This window comes from Ascidiaceihabitans donghaensis, assembly GCF_900302465.1.
Classification (GTDB): domain Bacteria; phylum Pseudomonadota; class Alphaproteobacteria; order Rhodobacterales; family Rhodobacteraceae; genus Ascidiaceihabitans; species Ascidiaceihabitans donghaensis.
In genome coordinates this window covers 1,176,657-1,196,913 of the sequence record NZ_OMOR01000001.1, presented here as the reverse complement: position 1 = coordinate 1,196,913, position 20,257 = coordinate 1,176,657, and the positions used below count along the sequence as shown (strand labels likewise).

22 protein-coding genes are annotated in these 20,257 nt (G+C 57.1%); 14 read left to right on the top strand and 8 right to left on the bottom strand.

The window, feature by feature from the left end:
* Positions 1-7 precede the first annotated feature (7 nt).
* The gene (gene fabA, locus ASD8599_RS05970) at positions 8-517 is read left to right on the top strand and encodes a bifunctional 3-hydroxydecanoyl-ACP dehydratase/trans-2-decenoyl-ACP isomerase (protein ID WP_108827690.1); all 510 of its coding nucleotides are present in this window, start codon (positions 8-10) and stop codon (positions 515-517) included.
* 96 nt (positions 518-613) lie between these two features.
* On the opposite strand, the gene ASD8599_RS05965 is transcribed toward fabA, so the two are convergent.
* Entirely contained in the window at positions 614-1,792 is a 1,179-nt protein-coding gene (locus ASD8599_RS05965; protein ID WP_108830028.1) for an ammonium transporter, read from the bottom strand.
* 349 nt (positions 1,793-2,141) lie between these two features.
* On the opposite strand from ASD8599_RS05965, the gene fabB reads away from it, so the two are divergent.
* The 3 genes from fabB to ASD8599_RS05950 all read left to right on the top strand — a co-directional run bounded on the left by fabB (position 2,142) and on the right by ASD8599_RS05950 (position 4,636).
* A complete protein-coding gene (fabB, locus tag ASD8599_RS05960) occupies positions 2,142-3,371 on the top strand; it encodes a beta-ketoacyl-ACP synthase I (RefSeq protein WP_108827689.1) in 1,230 nt (409 codons plus the stop codon).
* Positions 3,372-3,382: 11 nt separating this feature from the next.
* Positions 3,383-4,174: an enoyl-ACP reductase FabI gene (locus ASD8599_RS05955; RefSeq protein WP_108827688.1), complete on the top strand. Its 792-nt coding sequence runs from the start codon at positions 3,383-3,385 to the stop codon at positions 4,172-4,174.
* Between the two features lie 105 nt (positions 4,175-4,279).
* Positions 4,280-4,636 carry a hypothetical protein gene (locus ASD8599_RS05950; RefSeq protein ID WP_108827687.1) on the top strand — a complete coding sequence of 119 codons (357 nt, stop codon included), beginning with the start codon at positions 4,280-4,282 and terminating at the stop codon, positions 4,634-4,636.
* Positions 4,637-4,702: 66 nt separating this feature from the next.
* Here ASD8599_RS05950 and ASD8599_RS05945 read toward each other — a convergent pair whose 3' ends face one another.
* On the bottom strand, positions 4,703-5,131 hold the full coding sequence (locus tag ASD8599_RS05945; RefSeq protein WP_108827686.1) for an FKBP-type peptidyl-prolyl cis-trans isomerase: 429 nt from the start codon (positions 5,129-5,131) through the stop codon (positions 4,703-4,705).
* A gap of 154 nt (positions 5,132-5,285) precedes the next feature.
* Here ASD8599_RS05945 and ASD8599_RS05940 point away from each other — a divergent pair, with 154 nt between their 5' ends.
* From ASD8599_RS05940 to ASD8599_RS05895, 10 genes are all read left to right on the top strand, one after another.
* Positions 5,286-5,972, top strand: coding sequence for a haloacid dehalogenase type II (locus ASD8599_RS05940; protein ID WP_108827685.1), 687 nt, complete (start codon positions 5,286-5,288; stop codon positions 5,970-5,972).
* Complete coding sequence (locus tag ASD8599_RS05935; RefSeq protein WP_108827684.1) at positions 5,973-6,791, top strand: alpha/beta fold hydrolase; 819 nt, start codon at positions 5,973-5,975, stop codon at positions 6,789-6,791. It abuts the gene before it with no gap.
* A complete protein-coding gene (locus tag ASD8599_RS05930) occupies positions 6,788-7,762 on the top strand; it encodes a threonine ammonia-lyase (RefSeq protein ID WP_108827683.1) in 975 nt (324 codons plus the stop codon). Before ASD8599_RS05935 ends, ASD8599_RS05930 begins: the two co-directional genes overlap by 4 nt.
* A 1-nt stretch (position 7,763) precedes the next feature.
* The gene (locus ASD8599_RS05925) at positions 7,764-8,963 is read left to right on the top strand and encodes an endonuclease/exonuclease/phosphatase family protein (protein ID WP_108827682.1); all 1,200 of its coding nucleotides are present in this window, start codon (positions 7,764-7,766) and stop codon (positions 8,961-8,963) included.
* Positions 8,956-9,798: an aminoglycoside phosphotransferase family protein gene (locus ASD8599_RS05920; RefSeq protein WP_181364417.1), complete on the top strand. Its 843-nt coding sequence runs from the start codon at positions 8,956-8,958 to the stop codon at positions 9,796-9,798. Before ASD8599_RS05925 ends, ASD8599_RS05920 begins: the two co-directional genes overlap by 8 nt.
* Before the next feature lie 45 nt (positions 9,799-9,843).
* On the top strand, positions 9,844-10,632 hold the full coding sequence (gene pcaD, locus ASD8599_RS05915) for a 3-oxoadipate enol-lactonase (RefSeq protein WP_108827680.1): 789 nt from the start codon (positions 9,844-9,846) through the stop codon (positions 10,630-10,632).
* 3 nt (positions 10,633-10,635) lie between these two features.
* Complete coding sequence (locus ASD8599_RS05910) at positions 10,636-11,958, top strand: lyase family protein (protein ID WP_108827679.1); 1,323 nt, start codon at positions 10,636-10,638, stop codon at positions 11,956-11,958.
* A gap of 3 nt (positions 11,959-11,961) precedes the next feature.
* Entirely contained in the window at positions 11,962-13,173 is a 1,212-nt protein-coding gene (locus ASD8599_RS05905) for a TCR/Tet family MFS transporter (protein WP_108827678.1), read from the top strand.
* An 80-nt stretch (positions 13,174-13,253) separates the two neighbouring features.
* A complete protein-coding gene (locus tag ASD8599_RS05900) occupies positions 13,254-14,345 on the top strand; it encodes a Zn-dependent alcohol dehydrogenase (RefSeq protein WP_108827677.1) in 1,092 nt (363 codons plus the stop codon).
* A 101-nt stretch (positions 14,346-14,446) separates the two neighbouring features.
* Entirely contained in the window at positions 14,447-15,679 is a 1,233-nt protein-coding gene (locus tag ASD8599_RS05895) for a mandelate racemase/muconate lactonizing enzyme family protein (protein WP_108827676.1), read from the top strand.
* Here the strand turns inward: ASD8599_RS05895 and ASD8599_RS05890 are convergent.
* Genes ASD8599_RS05890 through ASD8599_RS05865 form a run of 6 tightly spaced genes read right to left on the bottom strand, consistent with a single transcriptional unit; the run spans position 15,676 to position 20,257 of the window.
* Complete coding sequence (locus ASD8599_RS05890) at positions 15,676-16,221, bottom strand: CIA30 family protein (RefSeq protein ID WP_306418865.1); 546 nt, start codon at positions 16,219-16,221, stop codon at positions 15,676-15,678. The genes ASD8599_RS05895 and ASD8599_RS05890 overlap by 4 nt on opposite strands.
* A gap of 18 nt (positions 16,222-16,239) precedes the next feature.
* Entirely contained in the window at positions 16,240-16,932 is a 693-nt protein-coding gene (locus ASD8599_RS05885; RefSeq protein ID WP_108827674.1) for an RraA family protein, read from the bottom strand.
* Positions 16,932-18,059, bottom strand: a complete 1,128-nt coding sequence (locus ASD8599_RS05880) for a cobalamin-independent methionine synthase II family protein (RefSeq protein WP_108827673.1) — start codon at positions 18,057-18,059, stop codon at positions 16,932-16,934. The genes ASD8599_RS05885 and ASD8599_RS05880 overlap by 1 nt, the downstream gene beginning before the upstream one ends.
* A gap of 10 nt (positions 18,060-18,069) precedes the next feature.
* Positions 18,070-18,681 (bottom strand): class I SAM-dependent methyltransferase, encoded by a 612-nt coding sequence (locus ASD8599_RS05875; RefSeq protein WP_108827672.1) that lies wholly within the window; start codon positions 18,679-18,681, stop codon positions 18,070-18,072.
* Entirely contained in the window at positions 18,669-19,634 is a 966-nt protein-coding gene (locus ASD8599_RS05870; RefSeq protein ID WP_108827671.1) for a cupin domain-containing protein, read from the bottom strand. Before ASD8599_RS05870 ends, ASD8599_RS05875 begins: the two co-directional genes overlap by 13 nt.
* A complete protein-coding gene (locus ASD8599_RS05865; RefSeq protein WP_108827670.1) occupies positions 19,631-20,257 on the bottom strand; it encodes a pyridoxamine 5'-phosphate oxidase family protein in 627 nt (208 codons plus the stop codon). The genes ASD8599_RS05870 and ASD8599_RS05865 overlap by 4 nt, the downstream gene beginning before the upstream one ends.

Here is a 20,257-nt window from a genome sequence, read left to right as displayed (position 1 = left end):
CGCCAAAATGGCCGAATACCCAAGCAGCTTTGACAAGGACGACCTACTGAAATGTGCGCGCGGCGAGTTGTTTGGTCCGGGCAATGCGCAATTGCCCATGCCTCCTATGCTTATGATGGATCGGATCACCGATATCTCTGAAGATGGTGGGGACCACGGCAAGGGCCACGTGCTGGCCGAATTCGATATCACACCCGATCTGTGGTTCTTCGACTGCCACTTCCCAGGCAACCCGATTATGCCCGGTTGCTTGGGCCTTGATGGTCTGTGGCAATTGACCGGATTCAATTTGGGCTGGCGCGGATGGCAGGGCCGCGGTTACGCGCTAGGCGTGGGCGAAGTGAAGCTCACCGGCATGGTGCGCCCCGAACGCAAAATGTTGACCTACAAAATTGACTTCAAGAAAGCGATCCAGACGCGCCGTCTGACGATGGGTGTGGCAGACGGTATCGTCGAAGCTGATGGTGAAGTGATCTATCAGGTGACAGACATGAAGGTCGCACTCAGCGAAAGCTAATTGCGCGCAACATCACAGCAACACTTAAAAAAAAGCCCCCGCCGATAACCCGGCGGGGGCTTCTTTATGAAGACTGTCTTAGACGTCAAACCAGTGTTACGAGTTTAGCTCGTACCCACGCTGCCCGTGCACCGCTGTGTCCAAGCCTTCCAATTCAGTCGCTTCATCGACGCGGATGCCCGTCACGCCCTTGCAAAAGAACACAACGACCAGCGTCATAGCGATGGTGTACACGCCGATGATGGCGATGCCACCCAATTGAACCCCCCAAGACGCGGCGCCTACAGCTGCCATCATCAACGATCCAAATATACCCCCTGCCCCATGCACGGCAAAGACATCCAGTGAATCGTCGACATTCAGCTTGTCGCGCAAGAAGTACACTGTTTCCTGGCACAAGATACCGGCGACAAACCCAATCATCAAAGCATATCCCGGTCCGACATATCCGGATGCAGGTGTGATCGCGGCCAGTCCCGAAATGGTGCCTGTGACCATCCCCACTAGCGTGAATTTCCCGAACTTCCACGTCTCCCAGAACATCCATGTCAGCGACGCCGCAGCAGCAGACATCACGGTCACTGTCATCGCCATGGCCGCACTTGAATCGGCAGCCAAACGTGATCCACCGTTGAACCCAAGCCAACCCACCCAAAGCATCGCAGCCCCGATCATCACCATTCCGGGGTTGTGTGGTCCACGCGTGCGGTCAAGGCGTGGGCCAATGATGATGGCAATGATCAAAGCCGCAATCCCGGCTGTTTCGTGCACCACCAGTCCGCCTGCAAAGTCCCGGACACCAACCGCGCCAAATATGCCGCCGTCCGACAAAAAGCCGCCGCCCCAGACCCAATGAGCCACTGGCGCGTAAACCAGAATCATCCAAAGGCCGGAAAACATGATCACAAACCCGAATTTCACCCGTTCCGCATAAGCCCCGATAATCAAAGCCGGTGTGATGATGGCAAACATCATCTGGAACGCAAAGAACAGGATTTCAGGCAGCGTGCCAACGTTACTGTCCAGTGTCACACCAGACAAAAGGGCTTTGCCAACGCCTCCCCACACGGCGTTTGCATCGCCATAAGCGATTGAATACCCAATGAGATACCACAAAATCGCCATAACGCAGGCCACCGCATAGCATTGCATAAAGACACTGATCACATTGCGTGACCGCACCATGCCGCCATAAAACAATGCCAGCCCCGGCAATGACATGAAGAACACCAGCACCGTCGCGACCAGTACCCAAGCTGTATCCGCTTGTTCCATTGAACCCCCCAGTTCCATTTTTATCCCTTTAATTGGCCGGACCCTATCCCTGCGCAAGCTGCATGAAAAGAGATATTGCGCCGCGAATGGCGTGAAACACATCATATAGGGGACGGACCCTTAGTTTTGGGGGATTTGCGCATGACTGCGCCCCGCACCTGTCTTTCACAGTTACAGGACCGTTTTTCATGCATGTTTGACGCAACACACGACACCTCTTTTTGGTTGTGCCGCCCATTTATACGCCAACCCGTGTTCCCGCCTTGGTTTATCAGCTTGCGCCTTTTGCCCGCCCCGTCCTATGAAGGGCCGTCCTATAAGTCTGGAAGCCACGAAAAGGAGACTGCTCATGCGCCGTGTTGTTGTGACAGGATTGGGCATTGTTTCATCGATCGGAAACAATGCGACAGAAGTCCTCGCCTCTTTGAAAGCCGGAACCAGTGGGATTGAAGCCGCACCCTCTATGACAGAGCATGGTTTCCGGAGCCAAATTGCAGGCACCCTCAAGATAGATGTTACCGAACATGTCGACAAACGCACGTTGCGGTTCATGGGCGCGGGTGCCGCATATGCCCATATCGCCATGGGGCAAGCCATTGCGGATGCGGGTCTGACCGAAGATCAGGTTGTCAATGAACGCACCGGGCTTGTTGCCGGATCTGGCGGACCATCCACATCTGCAATGCTGACGGCACACAACGTGGTTGAAAAGACCGGTGCCACAAAACGTATCGGCCCATTCGCTGTGCCGAAATGCATGTCGTCCACAATTTCAGCGAATCTGTCGACGGCCTATAAGATCAAAGGCATCAACTATTCCATCACGTCCGCCTGTTCCACATCGCTGCATTGCATCGGCAACGCGGCAGAACAGATCATGATGGGCAAACAGGACGTGATGTTTGCCGGCGGCGGGGAAGAGCTGGATTGGACATTGTCATGCCTGTTCGACGCGATGGGCGCGATGAGCAGCAAATACAATGATACACCCGCCGAAGCCTCACGCGCGTTTGACGCAGACCGCGACGGGTTTGTGATTTCAGGCGGCGGCGGCATGGTTGTGTTGGAAGATCTTGACCACGCCTTGGCGCGGGGCGCCAAAATCTATGCCGAAGTTACCGGTTACGCTGCCACATCCGATGGCCACGATATGGTGGCCCCTTCGGGCGAAGGCGGCGAACGCGCAATGCGCCTTGCGCTGCAAACCCTGCCAGAGGGCCGCAAAGTGGGCTATATCAACGCGCATGGCACATCGACACCCGTGGGCGACGTCGGCGAAATCGAAGCGGTACGGCGTGTCTTCGGGCAAGGCAGCACACCGCCTGTGTCCTCGACCAAATCAATGACCGGTCACGCCCAAGGGGCCGCTGGTGCGCTGGAAGCCATCTTTAGCCTGTTGATGTTGGACAATGACTTTATTGCAGGCTCCATCAACGTCAAAACGCTCGATCCCGCGCTGGACGCGTCCGAGATTGCAACTGAAACCGTCCTGGACGCGGGCCTTGATTCTGTGATGACGAACTCCTTCGGGTTCGGCGGCACGAACGGGTCCATGATCTTGTCGAAATATCACGGGTAAGAGAACACAACATGTCGAACCAACTTGCAGGAAAACGCGGCCTGATTATGGGCGTCGCCAATGACCGGTCCATCGCTTGGGGCATTGCAAAAGCTATGGCCGAAGCGGGTGCGGAACTGGCGTTCACATATCAAGGCGAAGCGTTTGGCAAACGGCTTGAACCGCTGGCGGCCTCGGTTGGATCTGACTTTATGGTTGATGTCGATGTGACAGACGACGCATCGCTGGATGCTGCGTTTGACGCTTTGGGCGCGCGGTGGCCGACGATCGATTTTGTAGTACATGCCATTGCGTTTTCAGACAAATCTGAGCTGACGGGCCGTTTCTTGAACACCAGCCGCGCGAATTTCAAACATTCGATGGACATCTCGGCTTATTCCTTCATCGAAGTGGCGCGCCGCGCCCATCCTTTGATGATCGACAATGGCGGCACGCTGATGACGCTGACGTATCTGGGGTCAAACCGCGTTGTGCCAAACTACAACGTCATGGGTGTGGCCAAAGCCGCGCTTGAAAGCGCCACACGTTATTTGGCCAATGATCTGGGACCAGAGGGTATTCGCGTCAACGCCATTTCCCCCGGCCCGATGAAAACACTGGCGGGTGCGGCGATCGGTGGTGCGCGCAAAACCTACAAACATACCGACCAGAACGCCCCCATGCGCGGCAACGCAACCCTTGAGGCAGTGGGTGGCACGGCTGTCTATCTCGCGTCTGATGCAGGGGCCTGCACAACGGGCGAAATCATTCGCGTGGATGGCGGGTTTCACGTGCTTGGCATGCCGCAGCAAGAGCATCTCTGAGCCACTCGACGCAACGGACCAACCGTTGGCCCTGCCGTTAACCTTGTCAAAAAGTTGTCATGATCCCTTCATGCTCAGGCCCAAAAGCCGGTGCAAAGTGTCTACATGTTTGGTTCTGATGATTATAAAAACAAAGTGTTGGCCCGCCGCGCCGCGCGTGCCAGACGGTCGCGTTGGCTGTCAAAAGTTACGCTTTTTGCATTGGGCTTAGGGGCTGCGTTCTTCATACGCACGCAACCTGAAGCGACGGCAGAAATCATGGCGTGGGTGCAACAAAGTTCGACGCAGTACACCCGCCATGCTGACCTGACCGTGCCAAAAGTGCGCGCGATGCCGCTGGACAAGGTAACGGTGAACCGCGGTGGCGCCCTAAACCCTCAAACCTCGTCACAGGGAGAGACAGCTCAAGGGCAAGCCGACGCGCTTGGCCGCGCCTTGAAGCAGATGAAGGTGGGTGGATGAAGCCGTGCCAAGGCACAGCTTACACTTAGTCTAAACCCTTCTTGACGCGAACAGCGCCCAGACGCCCTAGTTAACGCTGACGATTTCAATATCGAAGGTCAAATCCTTGCCCGCCAAAGGATGATTGGCGTCCAGCGTCACGGTCGCCTCGTCCATCGCGACCACTGTCACGGGCATCGGCTGACCGTTTGGCGTTTGCATATGCAGCTGTAGACCCAGTTCCAGCGGAATATCATCAGGAATACCTTCGCGTGGTACGGCCTGCTGCATTTCAGGGTTGATCGGCCCATACGCTTTTTCGACCGGTATTTGCACCTTCTTGGTGTCGCCAATGTCCATACCAGGCAAGGCTTCGTCCAGACCAGGGATGATCTGGCCTGACCCTACAGCAAATTCCAGCGGATCACGCCCTTCGGAGCTGTCGAACACAGACCCGTCCAACAATGTGCCTGTATAGTGAATGCGCACTGTGTCGCCGTCTTTGATAGCTGCCATGGTTCCCGTGTCCCCGTTTCTTTCCGCCCACCGTCTACGATGCCGCTGGTCATTGCGCGCAGTTTGCCTGTTCGCGCAGGCGGGGTAAACCCCACCTTACCCCTTTTCGCCAGCCTCGCCCCATGCAACTGTGTTCGCAAACAGGAGCATGACGATGGCAATCACAACATGCGTCTTCGACGCCTACGGCACCCTTTTCGACGTGGCAGCCGCAGCCCGCCAAGCCGCAATCGAACCGGATTTTTCCCAAATCAAAGACAGTTGGCCGCAGTTGGCTGACCATTGGCGCCAGAAGCAGTTGCAATACACATGGTTGCGCGCGATTTCTAATGCCCACGCCGATTTCTGGGAGGTCACCCAAGACGGTCTGGATTGGGCTTTGGAAAAGATGGGCGTCGCTGATGACCCTGCTTTGCGCACGCGTTTGCTGAACCTCTATTGGGAATTGCAGGCCTATGCAGAGGTTCCCACCATGTTAACCGTCCTGAAAGCCGGCGGCATGAACACCGCCATTTTGTCCAACGGGTCGCCCAAAATGCTTGAGGGCGCGGTGCAATCGGCAGGTATCGGAAACGTTCTGGACATTTGTTTGTCTGTTGAAAGCGTCGGTATTTTCAAGCCTGATACGCGGGTGTACGACCTTGTTGGCGCCCATTTCGGCTGCGCAAAAGACGAAGTTTTGTTTGTGTCTTCAAACGGTTGGGACGCGGCTGGTGCGGCGGGATACGGATTTACCACCGCGTGGGTCAACCGCGCAGGCGAACCTATGGACCGGCTGCCATGGACACCGCAACATGTGCTGCCTGACCTGACCACAATTCCAAAGCTGAGTGGTCTGTAGATGGCAAAATTCACCACCTCCGATGGCCTGTCGTTGCATTACACGGATGAAGGCGCAGGCCTGCCGCTGCTGTGTTTGGCGGGGCTGACCCGCACCGGTGCCGACTTTGACTATGTCGCACCGCACTTGAAGTCTGTGCGCCTGATCCGGATGGACTATCGTGGGCGCGGCCAGTCTGATTGGGACCCGAACTGGCAGAACTATGTTTTGCCTGTGGAATGCCGCGATGTGATCGAATTGCTGGATCATCTGGGCTTGGACGCTGTGGCGATACTGGGCACCTCACGGGGGGGATTAAACGCCATGGGATTGGCCGCAACTGCACCCGATCGGTTGCTGGGTGTGGCGTTAAATGACGTAGGCCCCGAACTGGACCCCGACGGCCTAAGTGGCATCATGGACTATTTGGGTCGCAACCCGGTCGGCGCCACATTTGACAGCATCGCCAAAGCTTTGCCCCATGTTCTCAAAGGCTTTGAGAATGTGCCTGAAAGCCGCTGGCAACAAGAAGCGCAAAAGCACTACGTCATGCGCGACGGCCAACTGCACATCACCTACGATCCGAAACTGCGTGATGCGGTGGAGGCTGGCGGCGACGTCCCCGATCTGTGGCCTTTCTTTGATGCATTGGCAGGCAAACCGCTGTTGTGCCTGCGCGGCAGCGGCTCGGACCTGTTAAGTGCGCAGACCTTTGACAAGATGCAGGCCCGCAATCCCGCGATGATGGCACATACTGTGCCCGGACGTGGGCATATCCCGTTTCTGGACGAACCCGAAAGCGTCACAGCGTTGAACGCATGGTTGGAGACTTTACAATGAATATCGAGATGATCCGCGCCGCCGCCAAACGTCTGGAGGGCAAGGCGCGACGCACCCCGTTGCTGAATTCCCCGTTTCTGGACGACATTGCGGGACGTCGCGTTTGGGTGAAGCCCGAATGTCTGCAACATACTGGCAGTTTCAAATTTCGCGGCGGATGGTCGGCCATTTCGGCGCTTGATCCGGATGTGCGCAAACGCGGTGTCATCGCGTTTTCCAGCGGCAACCACGCCCAAGGCGTGGCGTTGGCAGCCCGCGAACATGGCATTTCATCCGTTATTGTGATGCCTGCGGATGCCCCCGCCCAGAAGATCGAAAACACCAAAGCGCTGGGGGCTGAAGTGGTCTTGTATGACCGCGCCACAGAGGACCGCGATGAAATCGGGGCGCGCCTGTCCAAAGAACGCGGCCTGACATTGATCAAACCCTTTGATGAGCCGCAAGTCATCGCAGGCCAAGGCACTTGCGGCCTAGAGATCGCCGCCCAAGCCGCGCAAGTTGGTGTGGAACAAGCAGACGTTATCGTATGTTGCGGCGGCGGGGGCCTGACCAGCGGCATCGCTTTGGCGCTAGAGGCAGACGCCCCACAGATGCGTGTCCGCCCGGCCGAACCCGAAGGATTTGACGATGTGGCGCGATCCCTGAACACAGGTGCCATCCAACGCAACGCCGCAATGTCCGGCAATATTTGCGACGCCATCATCACGCCACAACCGGGCGACATCACCTTTCCGATCATGCAGCGTTTGTGTGGTCCGGGCCTTGTCATCAGTGAAGACGAAGCGCGTCACGCAATGGCCTTGGCCTTTTCCCGTTTGAAGGTTGTGGCGGAACCCGGGGGCGCAGCCGCCCTTGCTGCGGCCCTCTTTCGCAAAGACCAAATTGCAGGCGATGACGTGATCGTCACCATCTCGGGCGGCAACGTCGATGCGGCTATGTTCCAGTCTGCCCTTACCAAGTTCGGATCCTGAAATGACCCAATTCACCATCGCCAGCTTCAACGTAAAAAATCTGATCGGGCCGGATCAGGAATATTACCGCTTTCAAAAATACACGCCCGAAGAATACGCTTGGAAAGCAGACTGGCTGGCTGAGCAACTTCAGACGATGGACGCCGACATTGTGGGCTTTCAGGAAATCTTCGACGAGCCGTCCCTGCGCGATGTGATCGCCGAGGCCGACGCCGAAGGGATCGAAGGCAACGCGGCCCATATTCCGGGGCGCAACAAACGCTATCGCCGCAAAGCTATTTTTCGCAAGCTGGCCTATACCCCCTACACCGATGCAGCTTTGGCTGTGGCCCCCAATTTGAACGATGGCGGCCCTGGCGCGCGCCGCCCCGGCGTCGCGATCCTGTCGCGTTTCGGGTTTGTTGGAGAACCCCAGATCATTCAGGACTTGTCAGATGCGCCGATCACTTGGGCGGGGTCGTCTCAGGAAGGGTCCTATGTGTTGCGCCGCTTGTCACGCCCCATCCTGAAGGTGCGCGTGCCTGTGGGTGGTCAGGTGATTACGGTGTTCAACTGCCATCTGAAATCCAAGCTGGGTGAATTTGATCGCCCCGAAGGCGCATCTTTCCCGCCCGAAGCGGACTTGACGCAATACGATCCTGTCGGCCGCGCCATGGGGGCGATGCGCGCAGCCATGCGCCGCATGGCAGAGGCTTGCGTTTTGCGGCGTTTGATCGTCGAAGAACTACACGCAGGCAATCCCGTCATGGTTATGGGCGACTTCAATGATGGCGAACATGCCGTCAGCTCGGAAATTATCAGCGGCGAGGTGCCATTCAAGAACTACGCATGGATGCTGCGCCATGATGCGCAGACCCCGCGTGACCGTTATTCTGACGCCGAGAACCTGCAAATCACAGAAGATATCGAACGTGTGCGCCTGCATTCGGCCGAAAAGCAATTCGTGCGCAAATCCGCACGGGATATGGTGTATACCTCTGCCTTTGGCGGCACGTTCGAAAGTATCGACCAGCTTTATATGTCGCGCCACTTTATGGCGGACGCCCCGGGCAGCATCGGCGAGATGGAGTATTTCAGCGTCTTGAACGACCACCTGACCGACGGCAGCCACCCAGAGGCACCCTACAACAAACTGGCCTCGGATCACGGCCAGATCATCGCTCATATGCGCATTGGACCTGCGGAGGATGCGCGTGGCTAAGCCACGCCCCGCCCTTGTTAATCCTGCGCTTTTACGGCGGTTCCGTCTGAAAAATCCGATGTTTGTCACGGAAACAGGTATTGCCAAAATTTGGCGCGTGACACGGGCCAACGGCGATCAGGCTGCTTTGAAAGTCTATCATCAGGGCCGCATGGGCAACGAGACCCACGGGGTTGCGTTTTTGCGTCATCTGAACGGCACCGGTGCCGCCATGATCTACGATGAGGCGCCCGGTATCATCCTGTCAGAATGGTTAAGCGGGCCACATCTGGGGGATTTAACCCGGTCCGGACAAGACGCCGTCGCAGCACATCATCTGGTGGATGTTGCACGGCGTTTGCATGGTGCACCCGGCATGTCCCCCAAAGGGCTGCCCTTGGTGTCAGACTGGCTTGATGCGCTGTTTCAACTGAAATTTGCCCCCGATTGCCCCGCACCGTTGAAAATCGACATGCTGAAATGCCAATCCATCGCCAGAACCTTACTGTCGGCGCCCCGCGATACATGCGTTTTGCACGGCGATCTGCATCATGACAACATACGCGGAACATCACGCGGCTATTGTGCGTTTGATGCCAAAGGCGTCGTCGGCGACAAGGCCTATGAGCTGGCCAACGGCTTTCGCAATCCAAAAGGTGCCGCGGCCATTCAACGCGATCCCCAGCGCATCGTATTTTTGGCACAGACTTGGGCCAGTGCTTTTGGCGTAGCCGAAGACCATCTACGCGCATGGGCCGCAGTCAAATGTGCATTGTCCATCGCATGGCGCAGCAAAGGCCATTTACGCGACGACTTGGAAAGCGACCTGCTTTCGTTGCTCTTGAAAGACGTATAACTGGTTAGCAACGGGATGCGATAAGACCACGGAAAGGAACAGACTATGGAACTGGCAGACTTGGGCGATGTGCGCCTGCACTACCGCATTGATGGACCTGCAGACGGTGCACCGGTGGTCTTTGCCAATTCTCTGGGCACTGACATGCGCCTGTGGGATCCTATTCTGCCTTTGCTGCCCGAAGGGCTGCGGATTTTGCGCTTTGACAAGCCCGGCCATGGGCTAAGTTCCTGCCCCCCCGCGCCCTACACGATGGGATCGCTTGTGCGGCACACCGAAGCCCTGATGGATCTGCATGGCTTTAAAGACGCGCTGTTCGTCGGATTGTCTATCGGGGGCATGATCGCGCAGGGTCTGGCCGTGAAACGGTTGGACCTGATGCGTGCCATGGTGCTGTCCAATACGGCTGCGAAGATCGGCACCAAAGATATGTGGGCAGACCGCATTGATGCCGTGAAAAAAGGCGGGATCGAAAGCCTTGCCGATGCCGTGATCGAACGCTGGTTCAGCCGTGCTTTTTGTGCAGGCCCACAAGTTGAGTTGTGGCGCAACATGCTGGCCCAGCAAAGTGATACCGGATACGCCGGTTGCTCTGCTGCGATTTCCGGCACTGACTTTTTCACCCCGACTTCCGGTTTGCGCCTGCCCACCTTGGGCATCGCAGGGGACGAAGATGGATCGACGCCCCCGGATATGGTGCGCGAGACCGTGAATTTGATCCCCGGCAGCCAGTTCCACCTGATCCGCGGCACCGGCCACTTGCCTTGTGTCGAAAAGCCCGAAGAATTCGCCAAGGTGTTGACCGACTTTATGCGTGCCACAGGGCATATCTGAACAATGGCTGCTTCAGTTTTCGACAGCCCGCTTTACGCGCAGCTTTTCCCAAGCGCGGACGCAGGCCGCCTGTTCACCGACAGCGCCGAAGTGCGCGCCATGGTTCTGGTTGAGGGCGCATTGGCCAAGGTTCAAGGGGCCATGGGTGTCATTCCGGAAATGAGCGGCGCTGCCATTCACCGCGCCAGTCTGGAAGTCCAACTGGATCCCGGTGCTTTGGCGCAGGCCACGGGCCAGAACGGCGTCAGTATTCCCGGGCTGGTCGCCTTGTTGCGCAGCGAAATGCAGGCCCCCGAACACAGTGCTTACGTTCACTGGGGCGCTACCAGTCAGGATATCATCGACACAAGCTTGATGTTGCGACTGCGTCAGGCACTTACCGTGATTGAAACTGACATACGCGCCATTTTGTCCGCTTTGGCGGAACACGCAGAGACCCATGCCCGCACGCCAATGCCGGCACGCACCTATGGTCAACACGCGACGCCAACCAGTTGGGGCGCTGTGGTTGCCGCGTTCGGCCATCCGCTTCTGGACGCCTTGGCAGAGTTGGACAATTTGCGCGGAACGTCGCTTTGGGTGTCGTTAAGCGGTGCGGCGGGCACAGCCAGCGCCTTGGGGTCGGACGCGGCGCAAATGCGGGCTGATCTTGCCAAAGCGCTTGGGTTGCAAGACCCGCGTCGCAGTTGGCACACGGACCGCACCCCAATTTTGCGTATCATGGACTGGATGGTGCGGGTTGTGGCAGCGTTGGGGGCAATGGGACAGACGTTGCTGGGATTGACCGCCACAGACGTGGGCGAGGTGCGCTTGGGCGGCGCCGGATCGTCCTCAACCATGCCGCAAAAACAGAACCCTGTTGTGCCGTCTGTGCTGGTGGCCTTGTCGCACCATATCACAGGGTTGCGGGCCACCATGCAAACCGCAGCCCAACACCAGCATCAACGCGATGGGGCAGCCTGGTTTGCAGAATGGCTTGCTTTGCCGCAAATCGTTCTCAGCACAGCTTCGGCTGCAACACAGGCAAAAGGAATGGTGCAAGGATTTGAACCCGATGTCGCAGCGATGGCGTCACATTTTGATCCCATCGGGCTGATTCATGCAGAGGCCCTGAGCTTTGCGTTGGCGGCCCACATGTCACGACCCGAAGCCCAAACCGCAACCAAAGAGCTATGTGCCGCAGCGCGTGCGCAAAACATACCGTTGCGGGACTTGGCAATCAAAGCCCACCCGCAGCTGGACAAAGCATTGTTCACGCCACACGAGAATTTGGGGCTTGCCCCGACGGATGCCGTGACTTTTGCACGTGCTGTGAGAGATTTGTAAGATATGCGCCTGCCCCTTGTTTTCATCATGATCACCGTTGTCATCGACGCCATGGGTATCGGATTGATCATGCCGGTCATGCCGGATCTTCTGACTGAAGTGCAAGGCGGATCGCTGGCCAATGCCGCGATCTGGGGGGGTGTTTTGTCCACATCATTTGCCGTGATGCAGTTCTTGTTTGGACCGGTCATCGGCGGGTTGTCCGACCGTTTCGGGCGGCGGCCTGTTTTGCTGGTGTCGTTGGTGGTGATGGCCGCGGACTACATTGTCATGGCAGTGGCCGGATCAATCTGGTTGCTGTTGGTCGGGCGAATTGTGGGCGGAATTACAGCCGCGACACATTCCACAGCAAATGCCTATATTGCCGACATCTCGAAGCCTGAAGACAAGGCTGCCAATTTTGGTTTGATTGGTGCAGCCTTCGGCATCGGTTTTGTGTTGGGACCGATCGTCGGCGGCCTGCTGGCAGAATTTGGCACGCGGGCACCGTTTTACGCAGCCGCAGCTTTGGCGGCTTTGAATGCTGCATTCGGGTATTTTGTGCTGAAGGAAACGGTCACGGATAAGATCAGACGCCCTTTTCGCTGGGCGCGTGCCAATCCGTTCGGCGCATTCAAAGCGTTGGGGCAGTTCCCGGGCATTCGAAAGCTGTTGTTTGTCTATTTCATCTATCAAGTTGCCTTTGGCGTCTACCCCGCAATCTGGAGCTATTTCGGCAAAGCCCGCTTTGATTGGGATCCTGCCATGATCGGCCTGTCGCTGGCCTTATTCGGGATCATGCTGGCCATTGTTCAAGGCGGTTTGATCCGACCGATTCTGCGGATTTTCGGAGAGCGGGGCACCGTCATTTACGGCCATATCTTCGACGTCATGGCCTTTACCGCGCTGGCTTTCGTGACCTCCGGCACACTGACACTGATCCTGATACCCTTGGCGTCGATTGCGGGGGTGATCACTCCGGCCTTGCAGGGCATCATGTCCAAAGCCGTCGGCGACGACCAGCAAGGTGAGTTGCAAGGGGCGCTGACGTCTGCCTCAGCGGTTGCAATGATTTTGTCCTATTCGGTCATGAGCGGGACGTTCGCCTTTTTCACCCGCGATGGCGCGCCCGTGTATATGCCTGGCGCCCCCTTCTTGTTGTCGGCTGTGTTGATGGTGCTGGCTTTGATTGTTTTCATGCGCTCAAACATGGCACGCCGCGTCACGGACGATTAACGGCACATCCTGTCGCATTTCATCTTGCAGATCACACTCAGTACGGCCAGCCTAAGTCTAACGCAGACAAAGGACCTGACATGCAAAAGATCAAAGCCGCCGTGTGCCACGCATTTGGCGAAGCGCTGACCGTAGAAGACATCCACATTCGCGCGCCCCAAATGGGTGAAGTCGAAGTCACTTTGGATGCTGTGGCCATTTGCCATTCCGATATCTCCTTTGCGGGCGGTGCGTGGGGGGGATCGTTGCCCGCCGTTTATGGCCATGAGGCCGCGGGCATTGTCACAGGCTTGGGTGATGGCATCAGCGGGCTTTCAGAAGGCGACAGCGTCGTCGTCACCTTGATCCGCGCCTGCGGCACTTGCCCCAGCTGTGCAGGTGGTGCCCCCACCAATTGCGAAACGCCTTATGATGGTGACCATGGGCCCATTCAAACCGTTGAGGGCGGCAAACTGCATCAGGCTATGGCCACCGGTGGCTTTGCGGAAAAAGTTGTGGTGGATCAAAGACAAGTTGTCAAAATCTCGCCTGACATTCCCAAAGACACTGCCAGCCTGATTGCCTGCGGTGTCATCACAGGCGTAGGTGCTGTCGTCAATTCTGCGGGCCTGCGGGCTGGTCAGGATGTGGTTGTCATTGGTGCAGGCGGCGTAGGACTGAACGCCATCCAAGGTGCGCGCATTGCCGGTGCGCGGCGCATCATTGCCGTTGATATGTCCGAAGAGAAACTGGACGTTGCCACGGAATTCGGGGCAACCCATGGCATCTTGGCGACCTCAAGCAAGCCGTGGCGTGCGTCCTACAAAGCCCTCGGCGGGCGTGGCGCGGATGCTGTGATTGTGACCGTGGGCGCAATACCGGCCTATAATGACGCGCCCAAATATTTGGGCAGAGGCGGCAAAGTCATTATGGTTGGCATGCCCCATTCCGGTGCGACAGCCGAATTTGAACCCGTCATGCTGGCCGCTGTTGGCCAGGGTATGATCGGATCAAAAATGGGAGACGTCGTTATTCAACGCGACATTCCATGGATGGTTGACCTGTATTTGCAGGGGCGCCTGAAGTTGGATGAACTTATTTCGGGACGGTGGTCTTTGGATCAGATCAACGAAGCAATCGCTGACACAAAGACCGGTGCTGCGCGGCGCAACGTCATTGTGTTCGACCGCTGACGCGTCCGATCCGCGGGGGCAAGCCCCCACACTATTTTTATCATGGGGGCTCTGCCCCCAAACCCCCGAGGTTTATCCAGCGAGATGAAAAGGGATGTGTTTTGAAGCTTGTTGATCTGGACGTGATTGTAACAGCCCCCCCTGCCCCCGGTTGGGGCGGGCGGTATTGGATATTGGTCAAGGTGACGACAAACACCGGTATTGTTGGTTGGGGTGAATGTTACGCATCCACCATTGGGCCTGTTGCGATGACAGCTGTCATAGAAGATGTATTTGACCGTCATATGCGTGGCGAAAATCCAGAAAACATCGAACTGATGTTTCGCCGGGCATATTCCTCCGGTTTCACACAACGTCCCGATTTGACCGTTATGGGTGCGTTTTCAGGTCTTGAAATCGCTTGTTGGGACATATTGGGCAAGGCCCGTGACCGTCCGGTCTATGCCCTGCTAGGCGGGCGCATGAACGACCGGATACGGGCCTACACTTACCTTTATCCACTACCACATCATGATCTGGCAGAGTTTTGGTCCTCCCCTGAAATAGCTGCTGAATCCGCCGCCCATTGCGTGGCTCGAGGCTTTACCGCCATCAAATTTGACCCCGCAGGCCCCTACACCCTGCGCGGTGGTCATATGCCTGCCATGTCTGACATTTCCCAGTCTGTGGCTTTTTGCGCGGCCATTCGTGGCACAGTCGGCGACAAAGCCGATTTGCTGTTTGGCACCCATGGTCAATTCTCCACCGCAGGCGCAATCCGCTTGGGCAAAGCGCTAGAACCTTATGCGCCGCTTTGGTATGAAGAACCCATTCCTCCGGACAATGTCGCCGAGATGGCAAAGGTTGCGGGCGCAGTGTCCATTCCCATCGCCACTGGTGAACGTTTGACCACCAAGGCAGAATTCGCTCCGGTCTTGCGCTCTGGCGCCGCCACAATTCTGCAACCCGCTTTAGGTCGGGCTGGCGGCATTTGGGAGATGAAAAAAGTAGCGGCCATGGCCGAGGTGTATAACGCCCAAATGGCGCCGCATCTTTATGCAGGTCCCGTTGAGTGGGCTGCAAATGTCCATTTGGCCGCATCCATTCCCAATATTTTGATGTGCGAGACCATCGAAACGGACTTTCATGATCAACTGATAAAAGGAACCATTCGTGTGGAAGACGGGTACATTACCCCGCCACAGACGCCAGGGTTGGGGATTGATGTGGACGAAGATCTGGCGCGTGCACATCCCTATACTGGCGATCATCTTCATCTGGAGATGCGTGAGGACCCCTGTGATTACACCAACGGGAACAATTTCGAGGGCGGTGCCCCCGCGCCGCGCGACTAGCGATAAAAGCGGATCTGCGACACCGCTACATCCGCTTTGAAGTCGCGCCCGTAAGCCAGCACACCGATCCGGCGCAATCGTGCCGGATCAAAAGTTGCATCCGTTTTGTTGGCTTCAAACGAAGTGAATGGCACCTGCACAGTCGTCCATTGCCGTGGTGCGTTAAAAGTGGCGCGAAACGACTGCCATGGCCGCGTCAATTGATCCGTACGCAAGCGTATGTCGTAGACTTCATCGTTTCCGAAAACGTCGATTTCTATTCCAGTCCAAGAGCTTGCATCGAACACCTCCGCATCTCCGAGGTCAAAAGCCATCTGAATGAAGCCACCGTTGTTTTGTGTCGATACGTCCCCTGCTAAACGGTGCGCACGGCGGCCACCCACATCATCAACCTGCAAAGCCCCTGCGCTGACCCCGCCCATCACACGGTCAGCCACATATTCCCAATCTGCGTCGATGTTCATCGTGGCCTCCTGTCCTGTGACCCATGTTGCGCTGGCAGCCAGACTTAGTGACAACAGTGCGCGACGCGTTATGTGCATGGCTTCAGCCCCAAAGCATTACGTGCGTGCAGCTTCAAATGCAGCCCAAGCGGTCTCAAACTCTGCGAATGTGATTTGTTTGCCTTTGACGGCATCGAATACAATCTTTTCCGCCCGCATCATAGACGCAATTGCATCGGCCAGCTTTGGGATCACATCTGTTGGCACCACTACACCACCGTGGCGATCAGCATGGACCAGATCGCCGGGGGCCACATCCATGCCGTGGATGCGCACCGGTGCATCAAAATCCACCACATACACAAACCCGTGGCTTGGTCCGATGGACCCCGCCACTACAGGATAACCTTCGGCCACATCGCCAAGGTCACGCATGACACCGTCTGTCAATGTGCCCGACAGCCCGAACGCTTTGTGCACGTTGGTATTGACCTCGCCCCAATAGGCGCCGATGGCCGCGGGCACGTCCAGATCCTGCACAACACACACACCGGGGCGTGGTCCTTCGGACATGTATTTGTAATAGGCCATGCGCCGCGCCCGGATGACATCCGGTGCTTCTTGCGGTGGGGCCAAAGCGCGAATGCGGGCAGTGCGGGCGTACCCGACCATGACGCCGGCAGGATCAGACGCCAGCATTGTGCCCCGTGTGAACGCGTTGAACCCGCGCTGGCCTTGGGCCGTTTCAATTGCATTGCAAACCGTCGGCGTATCGACAGAGCGCAAAAGCTCAACCAGCGCGGCATCCATCAGCGGGCTGCGGCCAAAGCCGCCCCTTCGGACAATGAATTCAACTTGGCATAGGCGATTTCGGGATCAACCGCACCGTACCCTGCAAATGTGCCAAAACCGCAGTCAGAGCCTGCAATCACACGGTCCTTGCCAACAATCCCTGTAAAGCGCTCGATGCGCTGGGCCACGACTTCTGGGTGTTCAACAAAGTTGGTGGTGGTGTCGACGACGCCTGGCACCAGCACCTTGCCATCGGGAATATCGCCCTTGCGATCGCGGAACACAGTCCATTCGTGGGCATGGCGCGGGTTCGACGTTTCAAACAACACATAGCGTGCCTTGGCGGACATCAGGGTATTGAACACCTTGTCCATGCCAATGTCGCAGACATGCGGCCCTTCATAGTTGCCCCAGCAGATATGGATACGCACTTTTTCTTCCGGCACGTCTTGTAGGGCGTGGTTCAGGGCCTCGACATGGCCGTTGGCGATTTTCAAGAACTCCGCGTCCGACAGGTCGTTGAACAGCATGTGGCGTGACAAGGCCAGATCGGGACAATCCAACTGCAAATCAAGGCCCGCCGCCACGATCGTTTCGTATTCCTGTTTCATCGCATCGGCCAAGGCGGCCAAATACGCATCGCGCGTTTTGTAGTGATCGTTTTGCAAAAACAGCGAAATAACACCGGGGCTGGCTGCGTTCATAAATCCGCGCTGCGCCCCGTGCTCTGCCATAGCAGCTTTCAGGTTTGCGATGTCCTTATTCAGCTCGTCCTGCCCCTTGGACACGACATCCCCCGTGCACATGGGGCGTGCATATTGGGGGGTGCCGCCATCATCGGCCAGACGTTTCAGAAAGGTCGGAAATTGTTTGAGGTCGGCTGGCGCGTTGCGGGGGCTGTCCCCGGAAAAACCTGTGTAGCGGTCCTTGACGTAGGTCGCATAAGAGATCTTGGACGTTTCGCCATCGCTCACGATATCGACGCCAGACGCCACTTGGCGACCCACGGTTGCCGACACGTTGCGCGTCATACAGGCGTCAAATGCGCCTTGATCAAAGGTTGTGCCATTTTCGCGGGCGAAGATGAAATCCACCACCTCTTGCGCGCGTGGCATGGACCCTACGGAAGTTGTAAGAATTGTCATGGTGTGTCCTTCAAGTCTTGCGTGCCATCAATACAGTGTGGCGGTTCGTTTCTGGGTCTTCTGCCAAAAATCCGGTTAATCTGAGGCCATTGTCTTCCAGACAAGTCGCGTAACCTGCCGGGGACAACGACGCGTGGTAGACGGTTTCGCCCCCCACCGTTCCTGACGCTTCGCCGACATCGGGTCCCACAGTCAGCATCAACGTCCCGCCCGGTTTCAAATGTCGGGCCATACGCGCGATGCAGGCAATTTGGTCGTCTGCCGTCAGGTGGAAAAAGCTGTCCCACGCCACGATACCATCAAAGCGTTCCACCAATTCAAAGCTGCGCAAATCGCCAATGCGCCAGTCGCCGTCGGGCCAACGTTTTTTGGCGATGTCCAGCATGGCGTTGGAAAAATCCACGCCGGTGACATCAAACCCTTCAGCCATAAACCAGCGGGCAATCGGCTCGCCCGTGCCGCTCCCAAGGTCCAGAACCTGCCCACCAGCGGGCAAAGCCGCGGTAAATCGCGCCAGCCAGCGCGCCTCGAACAGCGCCTTTGAGCGCTGCGCATCATAAAGCGCCGCCTGCCGTTCGTAGACGCCGTGGGTGTCGTTCGGATCCGCGTCTAACCCTGCCATGTCAGCCCCGCAGGATCACCGGTGGCCACAATGTGATACAAGGATGCTTCGCCCGTCATGGACGGCACAGCCGAATGTGCCACGTTTTCTGGAACACTCATCGTGTCGCCGGGGGCCAAGGTCGCACTGCCACCGTCCCAGTCCACACGCCAGTGCCCGCGCATGGGCATCAACACGGATGGCACTTTATGCGTGTGCTTTGCCGCTGTCGCGGAGCCGCGCGTGATGAAATCTACCTCAAAGCCCGGCTTGTCACGCAGCAGCCCGTGTTCTCCGATCACTTTGACCGGTTTGCGGTCTGCCAGCGCCATCATGTCCAGATAGCGCGCCACATGATTGGGCAAGACATCGCGTGTTGTGGGTTCGGGCCGCTTGGCCAATTCCGCGTCCGACATCACCGCCATTGGGCCAACACCTGCTGGCAGTTTCTGTTGGCGCTTGGTGTCGTAAAGTTTACCGTCTTCCCCCAAAACCAGACCGTGTTCAGCCGCATCCTGTATGACCTGAGGCGCCCACATGACCCCGCCACCTGCGTCATCACCGCCAAGGATGGCCATGATCATGCCGTAGTCGGTGCCGATGTTTTCAAAGCCGCGAAAAATACCCGTCGGGATATTAAAAATGTCGCCTTCTTCCAGCGTCACCTCACCTGCATCGCCGTACCGGCCCCAAAAGAAACGCCACCGGCCTTTTAGCACAAAAAACGCTTCGGCAGTGTGGTGGTCATGCAAGGAATTGCGGCATTTGGGTGGTTGGCCTGCAGCACCGATGTTGAAGCCGTGCGGGATGCCGATGTGCACATGCTGGTCCGGCGATTCCGACACCCCACCGCCAATGATCGTGAAGTTTTCCTTTTGATCGGACCCGGGCGTATGCGCATCAATAAAGGCGGTTTTGCAAGGTTGCAGATCGCCGTAACGCACGATGCGGGTTTCCATTTCGGCTGGGGTCATTTTTGGGGTCCTTCATTGCGCAAAGCAGCGTTTTCCGCCTCAAGCTCTGCGATACGGGTTTCAAGGCGGCTGATTTCGGGGCCGATCAATTGTGTCATCTCGCCTGTGTCAAAACGGGGCGTGATGTATTTGGGGCAATTCCAGTCGTAAGAGGCGATGTCGATCACCATCAGGCGTTCGGGCGCAGGGTGATCCATCAAAGTCAGCTGCGCGGCCAGTTCGGGGTTGTCTTCAACACTCAGCATCTGCGCATGCCCTTGCAGCTTCAGGCGGTTTTTACGGGCATAGTCCATAGCAAAAATCGACACGCGATCATCCTTGTCGAGATTGCCCGCCGAAATCAGCTGGCGATTGCCGCGGTAATCGGCAAAGCCCACCTGTGTATCACCCAATTGCTTGATGAACCCCAACGGCCCGCCACGATGCTGAATATAGGGCCACCCCGTTTCTGAGACCGTGGCGATGTAAAGCGTGGTGCGTGACAACAGAAAATCCATTTCATCCGCGCCGACATTAAGGCGTTCAGGCTGTCCGTAACGCGATGCAAACTTGCCTTTTGCGCCAATACCGGCTTGGCGCGCTTCCACGGCAGGGGTGAACATCATTTCGTCGTAGCGTGACAT

Bases quoted from the DNA above. Each gene is read 5' to 3' on its own strand.
- ASD8599_RS05905 (WP_108827678.1), top strand. From the start codon at position 11,962: ATGCGCCTGCCCCTTGTTTTCATCATGATCACCGTTGTCATCGACGCC.
- ASD8599_RS05935 (WP_108827684.1), top strand. From the start codon at position 5,973: ATGGCAAAATTCACCACCTCCGATGGCCTGTCGTTGCATTACACGGAT.
- ASD8599_RS05885 (WP_108827674.1), bottom strand. From the start codon at position 16,932: ATGGATGCCGCGCTGGTTGAGCTTTTGCGCTCTGTCGATACGCCGACG.
- ASD8599_RS05965 (WP_108830028.1), bottom strand. From the start codon at position 1,792: ATGGAACAAGCGGATACAGCTTGGGTACTGGTCGCGACGGTGCTGGTG.
- ASD8599_RS05950 (WP_108827687.1), top strand. From the start codon at position 4,280: ATGTTTGGTTCTGATGATTATAAAAACAAAGTGTTGGCCCGCCGCGCC.
- ASD8599_RS05940 (WP_108827685.1), top strand. From the start codon at position 5,286: ATGGCAATCACAACATGCGTCTTCGACGCCTACGGCACCCTTTTCGAC.
- ASD8599_RS05925 (WP_108827682.1), top strand. From the start codon at position 7,764: ATGACCCAATTCACCATCGCCAGCTTCAACGTAAAAAATCTGATCGGG.
- ASD8599_RS05910 (WP_108827679.1), top strand. From the start codon at position 10,636: ATGGCTGCTTCAGTTTTCGACAGCCCGCTTTACGCGCAGCTTTTCCCA.
- ASD8599_RS05875 (WP_108827672.1), bottom strand. From the start codon at position 18,681: ATGGCAGGGTTAGACGCGGATCCGAACGACACCCACGGCGTCTACGAA.
- ASD8599_RS05955 (WP_108827688.1), top strand. From the start codon at position 3,383: ATGTCGAACCAACTTGCAGGAAAACGCGGCCTGATTATGGGCGTCGCC.
- pcaD (WP_108827680.1), top strand. From the start codon at position 9,844: ATGGAACTGGCAGACTTGGGCGATGTGCGCCTGCACTACCGCATTGAT.
- fabB (WP_108827689.1), top strand. From the start codon at position 2,142: ATGCGCCGTGTTGTTGTGACAGGATTGGGCATTGTTTCATCGATCGGA.
- fabA (WP_108827690.1), top strand. From the start codon at position 8: ATGGCCGAATACCCAAGCAGCTTTGACAAGGACGACCTACTGAAATGT.
- ASD8599_RS05900 (WP_108827677.1), top strand. From the start codon at position 13,254: ATGCAAAAGATCAAAGCCGCCGTGTGCCACGCATTTGGCGAAGCGCTG.
- ASD8599_RS05870 (WP_108827671.1), bottom strand. From the start codon at position 19,634: ATGACCCCAGCCGAAATGGAAACCCGCATCGTGCGTTACGGCGATCTG.
- ASD8599_RS05880 (WP_108827673.1), bottom strand. From the start codon at position 18,059: ATGACAATTCTTACAACTTCCGTAGGGTCCATGCCACGCGCGCAAGAG.
- ASD8599_RS05930 (WP_108827683.1), top strand. From the start codon at position 6,788: ATGAATATCGAGATGATCCGCGCCGCCGCCAAACGTCTGGAGGGCAAG.
- ASD8599_RS05945 (WP_108827686.1), bottom strand. From the start codon at position 5,131: ATGGCAGCTATCAAAGACGGCGACACAGTGCGCATTCACTATACAGGC.
- ASD8599_RS05890 (WP_306418865.1), bottom strand. From the start codon at position 16,221: ATGCACATAACGCGTCGCGCACTGTTGTCACTAAGTCTGGCTGCCAGC.
- ASD8599_RS05865 (WP_108827670.1), bottom strand. From the start codon at position 20,257: ATGTCACGCTACGACGAAATGATGTTCACCCCTGCCGTGGAAGCGCGC.